The organism is Synechococcus sp. WH 7805, assembly GCF_000153285.1.
Lineage (GTDB): Bacteria > Cyanobacteriota > Cyanobacteriia > PCC-6307 > Cyanobiaceae > Synechococcus_C.
Map to the genome: position 1 here is coordinate 426,852 of NZ_CH724168.1, position 14,215 is coordinate 441,066.

14 protein-coding genes, 1 tRNA gene and 1 pseudogene are annotated in these 14,215 nt (G+C 47.1%); 15 read left to right on the top strand and 1 reads right to left on the bottom strand.

What is annotated here, in order from left to right:
• The first annotated feature begins 134 nt into the window (after nt 1-134).
• The 3 genes and pseudogenes from pstC (at nt 135) to pstB (ending at nt 2,850) form a co-directional block, all read left to right on the top strand.
• On the top strand, nt 135-1,082 hold the full coding sequence (pstC, locus tag WH7805_RS02470; protein WP_006041364.1) for a phosphate ABC transporter permease subunit PstC: 948 nt from the start codon (nt 135-137) through the stop codon (nt 1,080-1,082).
• 2 nt (nt 1,083-1,084) lie between these two features.
• A pseudogene (gene pstA, locus WH7805_RS02475) lies at nt 1,085-1,995 on the top strand (phosphate ABC transporter permease PstA).
• Between the two features lie 39 nt (nt 1,996-2,034).
• Nucleotides 2,035-2,850 (top strand): phosphate ABC transporter ATP-binding protein PstB, encoded by an 816-nt coding sequence (gene pstB / locus WH7805_RS02480; protein WP_006041367.1) that lies wholly within the window; start codon nt 2,035-2,037, stop codon nt 2,848-2,850.
• Between the two features lie 83 nt (nt 2,851-2,933).
• Here the strand turns inward: pstB and WH7805_RS02485 are convergent.
• A tRNA-Ser gene (locus WH7805_RS02485) sits at nt 2,934-3,020 on the bottom strand.
• A gap of 53 nt (nt 3,021-3,073) precedes the next feature.
• Here WH7805_RS02485 and WH7805_RS02490 point away from each other — a divergent pair.
• The 12 genes from WH7805_RS02490 (at nt 3,074) to WH7805_RS13725 (ending at nt 14,142) form a co-directional block, all read left to right on the top strand.
• Complete coding sequence (locus WH7805_RS02490; RefSeq protein ID WP_006041368.1) at nt 3,074-3,442, top strand: 2Fe-2S iron-sulfur cluster-binding protein; 369 nt, start codon at nt 3,074-3,076, stop codon at nt 3,440-3,442.
• Nucleotides 3,442-4,326: an inositol monophosphatase family protein gene (locus WH7805_RS02495; protein ID WP_006041369.1), complete on the top strand. Its 885-nt coding sequence runs from the start codon at nt 3,442-3,444 to the stop codon at nt 4,324-4,326. Before WH7805_RS02490 ends, WH7805_RS02495 begins: the two co-directional genes overlap by 1 nt.
• Nucleotides 4,327-4,347: 21 nt before the next feature.
• On the top strand, nt 4,348-5,526 hold the full coding sequence (locus WH7805_RS02500; protein WP_006041370.1) for an ATP phosphoribosyltransferase regulatory subunit: 1,179 nt from the start codon (nt 4,348-4,350) through the stop codon (nt 5,524-5,526).
• A gap of 24 nt (nt 5,527-5,550) precedes the next feature.
• Nucleotides 5,551-5,775: a ferredoxin family protein gene (locus tag WH7805_RS13705; protein WP_006041371.1), complete on the top strand. Its 225-nt coding sequence runs from the start codon at nt 5,551-5,553 to the stop codon at nt 5,773-5,775.
• A 110-nt stretch (nt 5,776-5,885) separates the two neighbouring features.
• On the top strand, nt 5,886-7,787 hold the full coding sequence (gene htpG / locus WH7805_RS02505; protein WP_006041372.1) for a molecular chaperone HtpG: 1,902 nt from the start codon (nt 5,886-5,888) through the stop codon (nt 7,785-7,787).
• 56 nt (nt 7,788-7,843) lie between these two features.
• Nucleotides 7,844-8,080, top strand: coding sequence for a 50S ribosomal protein L28 (gene rpmB / locus WH7805_RS02510; RefSeq protein ID WP_006041373.1), 237 nt, complete (start codon nt 7,844-7,846; stop codon nt 8,078-8,080).
• Nucleotides 8,077-8,646 carry a peroxiredoxin gene (locus WH7805_RS02515; protein ID WP_006041374.1) on the top strand — a complete coding sequence of 190 codons (570 nt, stop codon included), beginning with the start codon at nt 8,077-8,079 and terminating at the stop codon, nt 8,644-8,646. Before rpmB ends, WH7805_RS02515 begins: the two co-directional genes overlap by 4 nt.
• 61 nt (nt 8,647-8,707) lie before the next feature.
• Nucleotides 8,708-10,207 (top strand): glucosylglycerol-phosphate synthase, encoded by a 1,500-nt coding sequence (gene ggpS, locus WH7805_RS02520; RefSeq protein ID WP_038004303.1) that lies wholly within the window; start codon nt 8,708-8,710, stop codon nt 10,205-10,207.
• On the top strand, nt 10,207-11,484 hold the full coding sequence (locus WH7805_RS13710; RefSeq protein ID WP_006041378.1) for an ABC transporter substrate-binding protein: 1,278 nt from the start codon (nt 10,207-10,209) through the stop codon (nt 11,482-11,484). The genes ggpS and WH7805_RS13710 overlap by 1 nt, the downstream gene beginning before the upstream one ends.
• Nucleotides 11,481-12,356: a carbohydrate ABC transporter permease gene (locus WH7805_RS13715; protein ID WP_156783586.1), complete on the top strand. Its 876-nt coding sequence runs from the start codon at nt 11,481-11,483 to the stop codon at nt 12,354-12,356. Before WH7805_RS13710 ends, WH7805_RS13715 begins: the two co-directional genes overlap by 4 nt.
• On the top strand, nt 12,353-13,168 hold the full coding sequence (locus WH7805_RS13720; RefSeq protein ID WP_071933667.1) for a carbohydrate ABC transporter permease: 816 nt from the start codon (nt 12,353-12,355) through the stop codon (nt 13,166-13,168). Before WH7805_RS13715 ends, WH7805_RS13720 begins: the two co-directional genes overlap by 4 nt.
• Nucleotides 13,165-14,142, top strand: a complete 978-nt coding sequence (locus WH7805_RS13725) for an ABC transporter ATP-binding protein (RefSeq protein ID WP_006041381.1) — start codon at nt 13,165-13,167, stop codon at nt 14,140-14,142. The genes WH7805_RS13720 and WH7805_RS13725 overlap by 4 nt, the downstream gene beginning before the upstream one ends.
• Nucleotides 14,143-14,215: the final 73 nt, after the last annotated feature.

A 14,215-nucleotide genomic window follows, 5' to 3' on the forward strand; every position in this document is an offset into this window, starting at 1 on the left:
GGGACTCCCAAGTTAACGGCCGAAACCATTGTCTCCCAGTCCAAGACAAGGACAGATGCAGCTGGCGTTAAAGCGCCCTTAGTGAATTCGATACGGTTTCACCGTTACGTTTCAGTCGTCTTTGCCTGAGCGGGATGTCCGAGTCCAAGGAGTTGTATCTCCTGAGACGCCGTCCACCATCTGAAAAGTTGGTGGATGTCAGTTTCAGGTATCTCGCAGTGACCCTGGCGTCGATGGTGGCTGTGGTCTTGTTCTCCATCCTCATCGTCGTCTTCTGGGAGTCGCTCGAGTCGATGGGTCGTTACGGCTGGAAATTTTTGGTCACGTCCAACTGGAATCCCGTCGATGACGAGTACGGAGCATTCACAGCCATCTACGGAACGATCGTTACGTCATTGCTGTCGTTGCTCATTGCCGTCCCCCTCGGCGTGGGAACGGCTGTTTTCATTACTGAAAACATCATCCCTCGGCGGATCCGCAACGTGATCGGCGTGATGGTGGAGCTGCTGGCTGCCATCCCCTCAGTAGTACTCGGTCTTTGGGCCATTTTTGTGATGGAGCCTTTCATCAGGCCCTTCCTCGAGTTTCTCTACACAACTTTGAACTGGTTGCCAATTTTCTCATCTCCACCCATTGGACCAGGCACAGCGCCAGCAATCTTGATTCTCGTGGTGATGATCCTTCCGATCATCACGTCTATTTCAAGGGACTCATTGAATCAGGTTCCCGACAAACTTCGCCAAGCTGCCTATGGCGTCGGCACCACACGCTGGGGAGCGGTTCTCAATGTGTCATTACCAGCTGCAATTTCTGGAATTGTTGGTGGTGTGATGCTCGCTTTGGGAAGGGCCATGGGTGAAACGATGGCCGTTACGATGATCATCGGAAATTCAAACAACTTCAGCCCCTCACTACTTGCTCCTGGAAACACCATCGCCGCAATGCTCGCGAATCAATTTGGAGAAGCCGATGGCAGTCAGGTTTCGTCACTGATGTATGCAGCATTTATTTTGATGATCCTCAGCCTGGCAGTGAATGTTTGCGCCCAGTGGCTGGTTAAGCGCTTAAGCCTTAAGTACTGATCATGACTTTTTCTTCTACAACTCGCTTAGCGAACGGCGTCCCTGATCTTGCCTACAAGCACGGTCTAAAACGGAATCTGATCAGTCGCTTGCTCACGCTGATTGCTGGATTGTTTTCAGGAATCGCGGTGCTGCCACTGATCGCAGTTTTGATTTATGTATTGATCAAAGGTGGGCAGAAAATCAGCTTCACCCTGTTTACAGAGCTACCTCCCCCTCCCGGACTTGAAGGAGGTGGAATCGGGAACGCCATCATCGGCAGTTTTGTCGTCACCATTATTGCGGCTCTCATTGCCATACCAGTAGGAGTTGGCGGAGGCATTTTCCTTGCCGAATACTCGCGTGTGGAAGATTTGCTCAATTCATCCGCTTTGGAACCAACGTTCTTTCAGGTGTTCCCTCAATCATTGCAGGTGTCTTTATTTACGGAACAATCGTTACCAGTCGATTGTTGTTTGGCAACGCTTACAGCGCTGCTGCCGGCGGTATGGCACTTTCAATTCTGATGCTTCCAACGGTGATAAAAACCACAGACGAAGGTCTGAAGCTTGTGTCAGATGATCTTCGTCGAGGTGCTCTGGGCATCGGAGCCTCCAAATTCGTAACGGTGGTGAGAATTACGCTCCCCACAGCATTTACACCGATTGCCACTGGAGTGGTCCTGTCCATTGCCAGAGCGGCTGGCGAAACGGCTCCACTGATTTTCACTGCTCTCTTTTCGCCCTTCTGGTCAGAAGGCATCGATGGAATCTTCAATCCCATCGCCACGTTGTCCGTTCTGATCTACAACTTCGCAATCATGCCCTACGAGGCGCAGAACGAGCTTGCATGGGCGGCCTCATTTGTCCTGGTTCTCTTTATTCTTGTCATGAATTTATTCGCGCGCTGGCTGGGTCAGTTCGCGAATAAGTAATTGATTCATCCTTCATTTACCTGTACTTCCTCATTACCAATGACTGTCTCCACCTCATCCCCTCAGTCAATTTCCGAGAACACCTGCATCTCGATTCAAAACGCCACCATCAGTTACGGCAGTTACGAGGCCGTCAAGAACGTCTATTGCGATATCCCACGCGGAAAAGTCACAGCCTTCATTGGGCCATCAGGTTGCGGAAAATCAACCGTTCTGCGTGCTCTCAACCGCATGAATGACCTCATTGAAGGTTGTTCGTTGCGGGGACGTGTGCTGTTTGACGGCGCAGATCTTTACGACCCAACGGTTGATCCTGTTGAAGTCAGGCGCAGGATCGGCATGGTGTTTCAGCAACCGAACCCTTTCCCGAAGACGATTTATGAAAACATCGCCTTCGGAGCACGAATCAATGGTTTCACAGGCGATATGGATGAGCTTGTGGAACGCTCCCTTCGCCAAGCCGCCGTTTGGGATGAATGCAAAGACAAGCTCAACGAAAGCGGCTACTCACTGTCCGGTGGTCAACAGCAGCGTCTCTGCATCGCCCGCACGATTGCGATCCAACCCGAAGTCATCTTGATGGATGAACCCTGCTCGGCCCTCGATCCGATCTCCACTTTGAAGATCGAAGAAACAATGCATGAACTCAAAAAGAGCTTCACGATTGTGATTGTGACCCACAACATGCAACAGGCTGTTCGGGTGAGTGACATGACCGCCTTTTATAACGCTGAAGCCGTTGAGGGGGGATCCGGAAAGGTTGGCTATCTCGTTGAATTCAACGAGACTGAAAAAATCTTCAACGCACCGTCTCAACAGGCCACCCAGGACTACGTCTCTGGTCGGTTCGGTTGATCTGACTTGTCGGATCATCTGGTGGGGACTGCATCAGTTCCCACCAATGGCAAAAAAAACCGGCCGTTTGGCCGGTGTAGAAGCGGAGAGGGAGGGATTCGAACCCTCGATAGAGTTGCCCCTATACAGCATTTCCAGTGCTGCGCCTTCGACCACTCGGCCACCTCTCCAGCGGCTGATGGGGCAATGGAGAATGTAGCAGGGCAGTCCTAGAGGAGTCGTATTGAAGCCAAGTCATCGCATCACCATTCACTGGCGCCAGCAGGGTCGTGTCATCAGCCATGACGTGTTGGACGGCGAGTACATCCTGCAAAGCTTTGAACGACAGGGAGATCCGCTGCCGTTTTCCTGTCGCAACGGGTGTTGCACATCGTGCGCGGTCAGGGTGTTGAGCGGTGAACTCGATCAGCGAGAAGCCATGGGCTTGTCTCGAGAACTGCGCGCCAAGGGTTATGGACTCCTCTGTGTGGCGCGTGCCGTAGGTCCATTGGAGGCTGAAACCCAAGATGAGGATGAGGTGTATGAACTTCAGTTCGGACGACACTTCGGCAGCGGCGTCGTCACCCGTGGCCTTCCGTTGGATGAGGAGTGATGCCTGAACGTTTTGATTGTTGTGCCGTTGCTGCCGATGCTGGGTTGTCCCATGAGCGAATGAGAGCTCTGTCGGCAGTGGCGATTCAAGCCGCCGAACAGGGAGGCCGAAAGTTGATGGAGCACTTCGGGAAGCTGACGTCGATTCGCGAGAAAGGCCGATCAGGTGACCTGGTGACTACGGCTGATCATGCAGCTGAAGCTGAGGTTCTGAGCGTCTTGTCCCGCCTATCACCAGACATTGCCGTCCTCGCTGAGGAGTCTGGCGCCAGTGACACTGTGGCCGATCTCTGCTGGTGCGTGGATCCACTCGATGGAACAACGAACTTTGCTCACAGCTACCCATTGTTCGCAACGTCAGTCGGACTTGTCTGGCGCGACCAACCAGTTCTGGGTGCCATCTCAGTGCCTTTTCTCAAAGAGCTGTACTGGTGCTGCCCTGGTGATGGTTCATTCCTAAACGGTCAGAAAATATCTGTGTCGGAGTGCTCCTCTCTCGAGGAGAGTCTTCTCGTCACGGGATTTGCCTATGACCGCCGTGAGGTACTCGACAACAACTATGCCGAATTTGCGTGGATGACTCACCGCACACGGGGAGTGCGCCGCGGCGGTGCCGCTGCAGTGGACCTTGCGTTTGTGGCTGCAGGTCGGCTTGATGGGTACTGGGAACGGGGCTTGGCACCTTGGGATCTGGCCGCTGGTGCAGCACTCGTTCAATTGGCGGGTGGATGGGTTGACGATTACCGCGGAGAGGGCTTCGAGCTTGGATCTGGAAGGATTCTGGCAACTGGCACTCAGCTCCATCAGCCTCTGAAACGCGAACTCGCAAGGGTGTCTCCGATTCCTCCCTGTCTCTATGGGGGGAACCTGGACGTGGGATCCTGATCAGGTCAATGATCAAGTGTGATGGCCCTTCAGCCTGCCTCTGGTGTCAGGGATCTGAACCCTCAGCAGGTTCAACGCAATCATGAATTGCGTGAAACTCTGGCAGAGGTATTCAGACTCTGGGGGTACGAGGAAGTCTCCCCACCGAGGGTTGAGCGCATGGATACGCTCAAGGCTGGAGGGGCCATCGACAGTCGGGACATTGTCCGTCTAGTCGCTGATGAGCCCCTGGGCTTAAGGCCGGAAATGACGGCATCCATTGCCAGAGCAGCGTGTACGCGATTCCAGGATCGTCAACGCCCCTTGCGACTCTGGAGTCACGGCACTGTGTTTGAAGGTCGTCAGGCTGACGAAGGCGGCCTCTGCATCGAAGAGAACCTGCATTGCGGCGTTGAGCTCTTCGGAGCCAGTGGTGATGAAGCAGAGCTGGAGCTTCTGACACTTCTGATGGCATCGTTAAAAGCCCTGAGACTTCCACTGAATGATCCGCCGAGACTTCTGATCGGACATACCGGATTGATGCAATTGCTGCTTCGGGATGTTGAACCACACCTTCAACAAGCCTTCCGTGGCTGTCTGACGCGACTGGATCGTCTTGAACTCCAGGAACTGCTCAAGGGACAACCCCAGCATGCTCACCTGCTGCAGTGGCTAGATCGGCGGGGATCACCTGTGGGAGTCATCAAGCAACTTCAGGACGTCTTCCCGGAAGCGCCAGTACTCAAACAACTGTCCAGGTTGGTGGCCCATCTCAGCCCTCTTGCTGAAGAAACTGGTGTAGGCCTTCAACTCGATCCAACATTTCAACCGACCTATGAGTTGTATGACGGCGTCGTATTCCAGCTTGTCTGTCGGGGCGTTTCATCACCCGTTGTCGTTGCCCGTGGAGGAAGGTACGACACTGTTGTTCAGCGGCTTGGAGCACAAGGGAAAGATGCCACGGGCCTTGGATTCAGTTTTTGTGTGGATGATCTCAGAGATCTCCCTGGAGCATTCTCAATTCAGGCAGGAAAGCCGGAGAGAATTCTTTTGTGTTATGCACAGAATCAATCAATGGAGAAAGCTCTGCAAGTACAAGCCGAATGGCATCGCAAAGGCCTGAGCTGCCAAGTCGACCATCACCCATGCTTGACCAGAGTTGAAGCAGAAGCGCGCGTTGAAAGGGCAGGATGCAACTCATTGGAATGGATCGGCGACTAAGATTTTGATGGTCTAAAAAAATCTATGGCACACACCATCGTCACAGACATCTGCGAAGGAGTAGCGGATTGCGTTGATGCATGTCCTGTCGCATGCATCCAACCAGGCAAAGGCAAGAATAAGAAAGGGACTGATTTCTATTGGATTGACTTTGAAACTTGTATTGACTGTGGAATCTGCCTTCAAGTTTGCCCCGTTGATGGAGCAATTCTGGCGGAAGAGAGACAAGAACTTCAAAAAATCAAATAGTTCACGTGTTCGGTGTCGCAACGAATCAATACGTCTCGGTACGGAAAACCCAACCGCAAGGTCCTTGGGCAGTTGTTCACTAATGGATAAAATAGAATTTTGACGACAACATGGCAGTGGCAGAAGAAAACGGACAAATTCAAATTCATACTGAAAATATTTTCCCAATTATCAAGAAAGCAGTTTATTCAGGCCACGAGGTCTTTTTGAGAGAGCTCGTCAGCAATGGTGTTGACGCCATCAGCAAAAGACGCATGGCTTCGATAGCAGGAGACTGCTCAGAGGGAGACGAAGGAGTTATTCAGATCAGAATTGACCGCTCAAATAAGACCCTCACAATCAGTGATAACGGCATCGGTATGACTGCCGACGAAGTTAAACGTTATATCAATCAGGTTGCTTTTTCAAGCGCAGAAGATTTCCTTGAAAAATACAAACAAGACAGCGAAGCAATCATCGGCCACTTTGGTTTGGGCTTTTACTCAAGCTTCATGGTTGCTGAAAGGGTTGAAATCTCAACACGATCTGCTCGCCCTGAGAGCCTTCCAGTGCATTGGAACTGCGATGGATCACCGAGTTACTCACTGACAGAAGGGAATCGCGATCAACCAGGAACAGACATTATTCTGCATCTTCTTGAGGACGAACTCGAGTACCTAGAGCCGTCACGGATTAAAACACTTATCAATACATACTGCGATTTCATGGCAGTCCCTGTTCAATTAGAGGGTGAAACAATCAATAAAATGAATGCACCTTGGCGGAGCAGTGCCAGAGAGTTACAAGATCAGGATTATATTGACCTTTATCATTATCTTTATCCTTTTCAGGGTGATCCTTTGCTATGGGTTCATCTCAACACCGATTACCCCTACAGCCTGCAGGGAATTTTATTTTTTCCGAAACAAACCGGTAGAGCTGACTGGGAGAAAGGAGAAATCAAGCTCTATTGCAACCAGGTTTTTGTAAGCGACTCAATTAAAGAAGTTGTACCTCGCTATCTTATACCTCTCCGGGGTGTCCTCGACTCACCTGACATTCCATTGAACGTAAGCCGGAGTGCCCTTCAAACGGATCGAAGAGTGCGCTCGATCGGGCAATTTGTTTCAAAAAAGGTAGCCGATAAACTTCGCGATCTCAAAAAGGATAATCCTAATCAGTATGCAGAGGCTTGGGATGCGCTAGCTCCCTTCGTGAAGATCGGGGCGATGGAAGACGACAAATTCTCGGAGCAAGTTTCTGATTTGATACTTTTTCAGACAACAGCAAAAAAAGAGGAGAATGAAGATCTATTAGAGGGTAATGGTCGTACATATACAACAATATCGTCCTACAGAACACGGCAGACAAGTGAAAGTCAAAATCGCATTCTCTACTGTACAGATGAAATTGCTCAAGCTGGAGCACTCTCTCTCTGGAAAAGTCAAGGTTCTGAAGTCCTATTCGCCGAAACTGTTTTGGACAGTCAATTCATTCCATGGCTGGAATCAAAAGAAAACGAACTGACTTTTCAACGTGTTGATTCCGAGCTTGATTCGAGTCTCCAGGATGATCAACCTGAGATAAGCGACCAGGAAGGAGAAACCAAAAGTGAATCACTCAGAACATTGATCAAGAAAGCGTTGAACAACGACAAGGTCACCGTTCAAGTGCAGTCGCTAAAGGGAGGAGCAGATGCGCCCGCTGCCTTGATACTGCTTCCAGAACAAATGCGACGAATGAACGACATCGGAGCCCTAATGGAACAAAGACTGCCCGGTCTTCCTGATTACCACGTTTTACTGGTGAACCGACAGCACCCATTAGTCGAAGCTCTGCTCAATCTTGAATCGGGTTCGGTAGTGATCGCCGATGGAGCCACATCGCCCAGTCACCAACTCGCTGTGGACCTGGCTCAACACCTCTACGATCTGGCACGTCTGGCCGTTAATGGATTAGAACCAGCCGAACTAGGTCAATTTCAGTCCCGAGCGACTTTGCTGATGTCGAGCCTCCTGCGACGGGGGGCGTAGGTCCCTTTGCTAGGATTGCCTCCTGGCAGGCGCCATTTTTTTCAAGGAACCGGATCATGTCCAGGGTGTGTCAGCTCACAGGTACGAAAGCTAATAACGGTATGGCTGTCAGCCATTCCCATATTCGTACCAAGAAGCTGCAACAAGCCAATCTGCAACAGCGTCGCCTTTGGTGGGCAGAAGGAAAGCGCTGGGTGAATTTGCGGATCACAACACGTGCCTTGAAAACAATTCAGAAAAAAGGGTTAGGTGCATACGCCAAGTCTCTTGGAATTGATCTGGCCCGTCTTTGAATCTGGACGTCAAAGTGAAGCGGCGGCATTTGCTTCAAAAAGGCATCGTGGCTGCCGTTGCAATCACTCTTTTTCCGAGTAGGGGCTGGTCACTCGGGGGCAGCTCCCCAGACATTGGCAGTTCAGCGCCTGACTTCGATCTTCCCGGTACAAATTTGCTAGTACCGCAACACTCGCGTTGGTCATTAGCAGACTGGAAGGGACGCTGGCTTGTTCTTTACTTCTACCCTCGAGATTTCACGTCAGGCTGCACCATTGAAGCCCATGGATTTCAAGATTCATTGGCGAATTTTTCAAGTCTCAATTGTGATGTTGCTGCAATCAGTGCCGATTCTGTGGAAGATCATGAATCATTCTGCAGTAGCGAAGATTTAGGCTTCACATTACTCTCTGATCATGATGGTGAAGTGAGTCGAAACTACGGTTCCTGGATGGCACCTTATTCACTGAGACACACCTTTTTGATCGATCCTTCTGGTCTTGTACAAGCACGTTGGACGGGTGTGAGGCCGGTTGGCCACGCAAAAGAAGTGCTTGAAACACTACAGAAGTTGCAATCCACTTAAACGATTGACAATTCCGCGGTTTTGTTCAATGGTATAAGAGGTTCTTGAGCGCTTGCTGAACATGACTATAAGTGAAGGGAAAAGTGACTTTATTATTCTTTATCATCGCACCCCATTTGATGAATCTGTCGATGATCAGGGGAATCGACTTTGGAAAGATCAAAAAAGCCCTAATGGAATCATTCCTACATTAAGGAATCTATTTCGTAGTCGAGACAATGGTACGTGGATAGCTTGGCGACAAGTTGAGGATGTCAATAGTCAGGAGGATGAGAGGATTCTCATGAATAATCCATCCAACTTTACTCTCAGACGCATTCCACTCGAACAAAATCAAATCTCAAGCTTTTATCATGTAACGTCCAAGGAGTCTGTGTGGCCAATTCTTCATACCTTTCCAACTTACTTTGACGTCAATAATACTAATTGGTCAATCTTTGAAGAAGTCAATCAACGGTTTGCCGATGCTGCCTGCTCAGAAGCAGCCCAGGGTGCAACAATATGGATTCACGATTATAATTTATGGCTTGTTTCGGGGTTCATTCGTAAAAAACGACCTGATTTAAAAATAGCATTCTTTCATCATACACCTTTCCCTGGGAACGATGTATTTGCAATTCTCCCATGGAGAAAACAAATTGTTGAAAGTTTGTTGTCTTGCGATGTCGTTGGTTTTCACATACCACGTTACACTGAAAACTTTGCCCGAGCTGCAAGTTGTCTACTTGGAGTAAAAAAAGGGCCAAAGATTGATGTTGCACCAAAATTTCTTAAATTTGGATCAGCTTTAACAGAACCTTCTGAAACACCTTGGCTTGAATACAATGGTCGAAAAGTCAAATTGGTCTCTTCACCAGTAGGAACATCACCGGATGTCATTCAATCCTTGGTCGTGAGAGACGACGTTGCTACTTTAACAAAGCAGATTAACGAAGATACCAAAAAGGGGCGAAAACTAATTCTTTCGGCGAGTCGTGTTGACTATACAAAGGGAAATGAAGAGCTACTACTAGCTTTCGAGCGATTGCTTGAACGACGTGAGGATCTACGAGGCAAAGTTGTTTTGATGTTGGCGTGTGTAGCGGCCGCTTCAGGTATGAAGATCTACGAGGATACCCAGCGCCTTATTGAAGAAACAGCTGGGCGAATCAATGGGCGTTTTAGTTTAATTGATTGGGTTCCAATCCGATTCTCAACAAATCGCATTCCCTATGAAGAAATGGTTGCTTGGTTTTCGATGTCTGATATCTGTTGGATTACACCATTACGCGATGGTCTCAACCTTGTCGCTAAGGAATATGTAGCCGCGCGAAAAGGAAGAGATGGTGTCTTGGTACTGTCAGAATTTACAGGAGCGTCTGTGGTTCTTGATGGAGCAGTACTAACCAATCCCTACTCTCACAAACAAATGGATCAGGCGATTGAATCAGCTCTTGAAATGTCTGAGGATGAGCAAATAATAAGAATCAGCAAAATGGTCTCTGCTGTGGAAGATTTTACAGTTTCAGATTGGGCTAATGAACAAATGCAATCACTCGAAGTAGAATATAAAAACTCATGATGTTCTCTCGTAGAAAATTTTCATCACTTCTTATTGGATTGTTTTGCCTGGTTGCCTTAATAAGCACGACTCCAGCTTTAGTTGCAAGCCAAGTTGAAACAATTTCAATTTTGATGCCCGCTCCTTTCGCTGATTCAACAGTCAAACTTGTTGAGAATTTCAACACTCTCTATAAAAATCAAATTCATTTGAATGTCATACGTGGTCCAAGACAAACAGAATCAATGTCAGATCTTGCTATTAGTAGCTTGCTCTTAGGAGATACACCATTTGATGGACTATTGATGGACATCACTTGGCTACCCAAATACGCTCGAGCGGGCTGGCTAGAAGGTCTAGATCCATATTTCGATGAGACTGATATTGCAGACCTTGCTAGTGGTGCAGAAAAAGGAAATGATTTTGAGGGAACTCTTTATCGATGGCCATTAGTAGCTGATATGGGGCTCCTTTTTTGGCGTACTGATTTGATGAACACTCCACCCAAAACTCCTTCAGAGTTAGTATCGATTAGCAATCAGTTGCAAACGCAAGGAAAAGTTCCCTGGGGATACGTTTGGCAAGGTCGTCAATATGAGGGTTTGAGTTGCGTTTATTTGGAAATGATTGATGGATTCGGAGGAGATTGGTTCGATGTTAATAACCAATCATTAGGATTGAATGAGGTGCCCGGTGTCGAAGCAGCTCAATGGTTAACGGATCTAATTGAAACTGGTATTAGTCCTAGAGCTGTCACTACATTTGCTGAACCAGAGGCTCTACGAAATTTTCAATCTGGTGAGAGTGCTTTCATGAGGAATTGGCCGTATGCATGGGCAGAACTTCAAAAACAAGACAGTCCGGTCAGAGGGAAAATTGGAATCTCAACAATGGTTTCATTGCCTGGTGTGGAACCAGCCTCAACGCTAGGAAGTTGGGGTTTTACTCTACTTCGTGGTTCAAACCATAAAGATGCAGTCATTAAAGCCATCAAATATTTAACCTCAGCCGAGGCACAGAGAGTTATGTTCATCGAACACGGTTATACACCGACGGTGAAAGCGCTTTACGAAGATCTAGAACTAATTCAGGACTATCCACACTTGGCGTTGCTATCCAGAGCATTAAATAATGCGGTGCTAAGGCCTGAAACTCCAATCTATGCACAAATCAGTGACGTTCTTCAGCGATCACTTAGTGCCTCATTAACTGGGGAAGAAAAGCCTAAGTTGTCAATGAATAGAGCAGATAGATCATCTGAACAAATTCTAGTCGCTGCTGGTGGGACTCCATCATGATCTTGATCGCCTTATTACTTCCATCAATTATTTTTTTAGGAATCGTATTTGGTTTTCCTTTACTAAGCTATTTATGGTTAAGTCTTCACGCAAATTCTGTTTTAACATCTTTCAGGTCGATCTTTAACGGATGGGCAAACTGGAATCGTTTTATCCATGATTATCGTTATTGGCAAGATTTTCTCCAAACAATACGTTTTTCGGTTGCTTCAGTTGGAATAGAATTATTACTTGGATTGATCATTGCTTTGATCCTTCATCGCCCAATGAAGTTTCGAGGGTGGATACGTTCGTCATCATTAATACCCTGGGCTTTGCCTACAACAGTTATGGCCCTTGGATGGCGTTGGATCTTTAACAGCCCCTTCGGTCCCATTGATCAGTTCACCACTGCTCTGGGTGCTCAATCCCTCAATATTCTTGGCAATCCATCCACTGCTTGGATTGCTACTGTTTATTCAGATGTCTGGAAAACGACACCCTTTGTTGCCTTAATACTTCTTGCTGGCCTACAAAGCATTCCTGCAGACCTATATGAAGCCTGCAGACTTGAAGGGGCATCCGCTAGTTCCTGTTTCAGAAGAATTACCCTTCCCCTTCTTATGCCTTACATTGGACTTGCTGCTATGTTTCGGTTAGCTCAAGCGTTTGGTGTTTTTGATCTTATACAGGTCATGACTGGAGGTGGTCCTGCCAGCAGCACTGAAAGTATTGCTCTGTATGCATACTTAAATGCTTTGCGATTTTTAGATTTCGGATACGGAGCAACGATTATAATCGGTAGCTTTATTTTGTTAAGCATCCTCGTTGCATCTTGTTGGTTTTTTGTACACTTATTTAATAGAAAGCGTTCAATTATGATAACAAAATGAAATTCAAATCCTCCTTGATCGTCCTTCTTCTTGTTTGGTCAATCATGCCATTGCTTTGGCAACTTTATACCTCATTCTCTACTGATCAGGCTCTTGTGACACCCTTCGCTGAGTTATCAGAAAGATGGACATTGGACCATTATCGAAATGTCATTTCATCTGATCCACCTTTTTTCATGTACTTAGCGAACAGTTTCTTTGTTGGGATAATATCAACATTATTAACATTGTTTGTGGCTCTTCCTGCTGCTTATTCGATTAGCAAGCTCTCAAGAAAGACATCAAATTATGTGAGAGTTATTCTCGTTGCTTGTGCACTTTTTCCATATGTTCTCTTATTTCTTTCTTTACTAGAATTGGCGAGAACATTCTCTCTTGGCAATAATCTCATTGCACTTGCACTGCCCTACACAGCGTTATCACAGCCACTTGCTGTACTTCTGCTATCAAGCGCTTTTGTTTCCCTTCCTTCAGAACTGGATGATGCTGCAAGGGTCGAAGGCCTATCGCTAATAAAACGTTTTAGATGGATCTACATCCCATTACTGTCCCCAGCAATTGCGAGTACTGCAATCCTGATCTTTCTTTTCTCTTGGAATGAATATCCAATTGCACTAACTTGGATTAGTGATAATTCTAAGCTAACGCTTCCCGTTGCTATGGCTAGAATCGCTGGTTCTTCCATTCATTCTGTTCCCTACGGTGCTTATGCAGCTGCAACTGTACTTGGTGCCATACCTCTTATCTTACTAGTGATAGTATTTCAGAAGCCAATCGTATCTGGACTAACCAGTGGAGCCATCAAAGGATGACACTTGTTCTCAAATCTGTCGGTCGAAAAGTTGGAAATAACTGGATCGTCAAGGATCTCAATTTTTCTGTAAGGCAAAACGAGTGTCTTGTAGTCGTTGGTCCGAGTGGATGTGGAAAGAGTTCTACTCTTCGCTTAATTGCTGGATTAGATCGATGTGATCATGGATCAATCAAAATTGACGACCGTGATATCACTAATCTTCAACCATCAGAGCGTGCAATTGGTATGGTTTTCCAAAGCTATGCACTACTCCCTCATTTAACCGTCTATGAGAATCTGGAGTTAGGTTTGCGAGTTCGAGGTATGCGAGCAGAGCAGAGAGCAAGAAGAATCCAAAATATTCTTGATATAGTTCAATTAAGTGATCGTCCTAACCATTTACCGTCTGCATTGTCAGGTGGACAAAGACAGAGAGTGGCATTAGCTCGTGCTTTGCTGCGTGATCCAAAGGTTTATTTACTTGATGAGCCGATGAGTAATCTTGATGCTCAACTGAGAGAAAAAATCCGACCTGAACTAAGGAGCCTCATCTTGAGTCAGGAAAAACCTACGCTTTATGTTACTCATGACCAAAATGAAGCCCTAGCTATGGCCACTAAAATTGCCATCTTAAACAATGGACAGATTGAACAACTAGACACTCCATTTAATGTGTACCATAACCCACAATCACTTTTTGTAGCACAGTTTTTAGGTCGCCCACAAATTAATTGCCTCAAAGTACGTAATAATACTATTGATGCTGTTAGGCCCGAAAATTTAACCATCAGTGATTCTGGACTACCATGCCGTCTACTCGCCCGTGAGTGGTTAGGTAATACGCAACTTCTCTATCTAGATTCTGATGAAGGTGAATTAAGAATGACAATTGATCCATCATTCGTCTGTCCCGAGCGTATATTCGTACAATGGGATAAGTCTAAAGTTTTTCATTTTGATGCGAAAACTGGACAGCGTAAAAGTTTTCATTAACTACAAACAGCTTAAGCTGAATTATCGACTTATCCATTTATTTGCTGTGTCAAGTCTGAGTACTGCATTATTT

Excerpts from the sequence above, each read along its gene's own strand:
- pstC (WP_006041364.1), top strand. The coding sequence starts at position 135 with ATGTCCGAGTCCAAGGAGTTGTATCTCCTGAGACGCCGTCCACCATCT.
- WH7805_RS13710 (WP_006041378.1), top strand. The coding sequence starts at position 10,207 with ATGTTCTCTCGTAGAAAATTTTCATCACTTCTTATTGGATTGTTTTGC.
- WH7805_RS13720 (WP_071933667.1), top strand. The coding sequence starts at position 12,353 with ATGAAATTCAAATCCTCCTTGATCGTCCTTCTTCTTGTTTGGTCAATC.
- WH7805_RS02500 (WP_006041370.1), top strand. The coding sequence starts at position 4,348 with ATGGCCCTTCAGCCTGCCTCTGGTGTCAGGGATCTGAACCCTCAGCAG.
- WH7805_RS13705 (WP_006041371.1), top strand. The coding sequence starts at position 5,551 with ATGGCACACACCATCGTCACAGACATCTGCGAAGGAGTAGCGGATTGC.
- rpmB (WP_006041373.1), top strand. The coding sequence starts at position 7,844 with ATGTCCAGGGTGTGTCAGCTCACAGGTACGAAAGCTAATAACGGTATG.
- ggpS (WP_038004303.1), top strand. The coding sequence starts at position 8,708 with ATGACTATAAGTGAAGGGAAAAGTGACTTTATTATTCTTTATCATCGC.
- WH7805_RS13725 (WP_006041381.1), top strand. The coding sequence starts at position 13,165 with ATGACACTTGTTCTCAAATCTGTCGGTCGAAAAGTTGGAAATAACTGG.
- WH7805_RS13715 (WP_156783586.1), top strand. The coding sequence starts at position 11,481 with ATGATCTTGATCGCCTTATTACTTCCATCAATTATTTTTTTAGGAATC.
- htpG (WP_006041372.1), top strand. The coding sequence starts at position 5,886 with ATGGCAGTGGCAGAAGAAAACGGACAAATTCAAATTCATACTGAAAAT.
- pstB (WP_006041367.1), top strand. The coding sequence starts at position 2,035 with ATGACTGTCTCCACCTCATCCCCTCAGTCAATTTCCGAGAACACCTGC.
- WH7805_RS02495 (WP_006041369.1), top strand. The coding sequence starts at position 3,442 with ATGCCTGAACGTTTTGATTGTTGTGCCGTTGCTGCCGATGCTGGGTTG.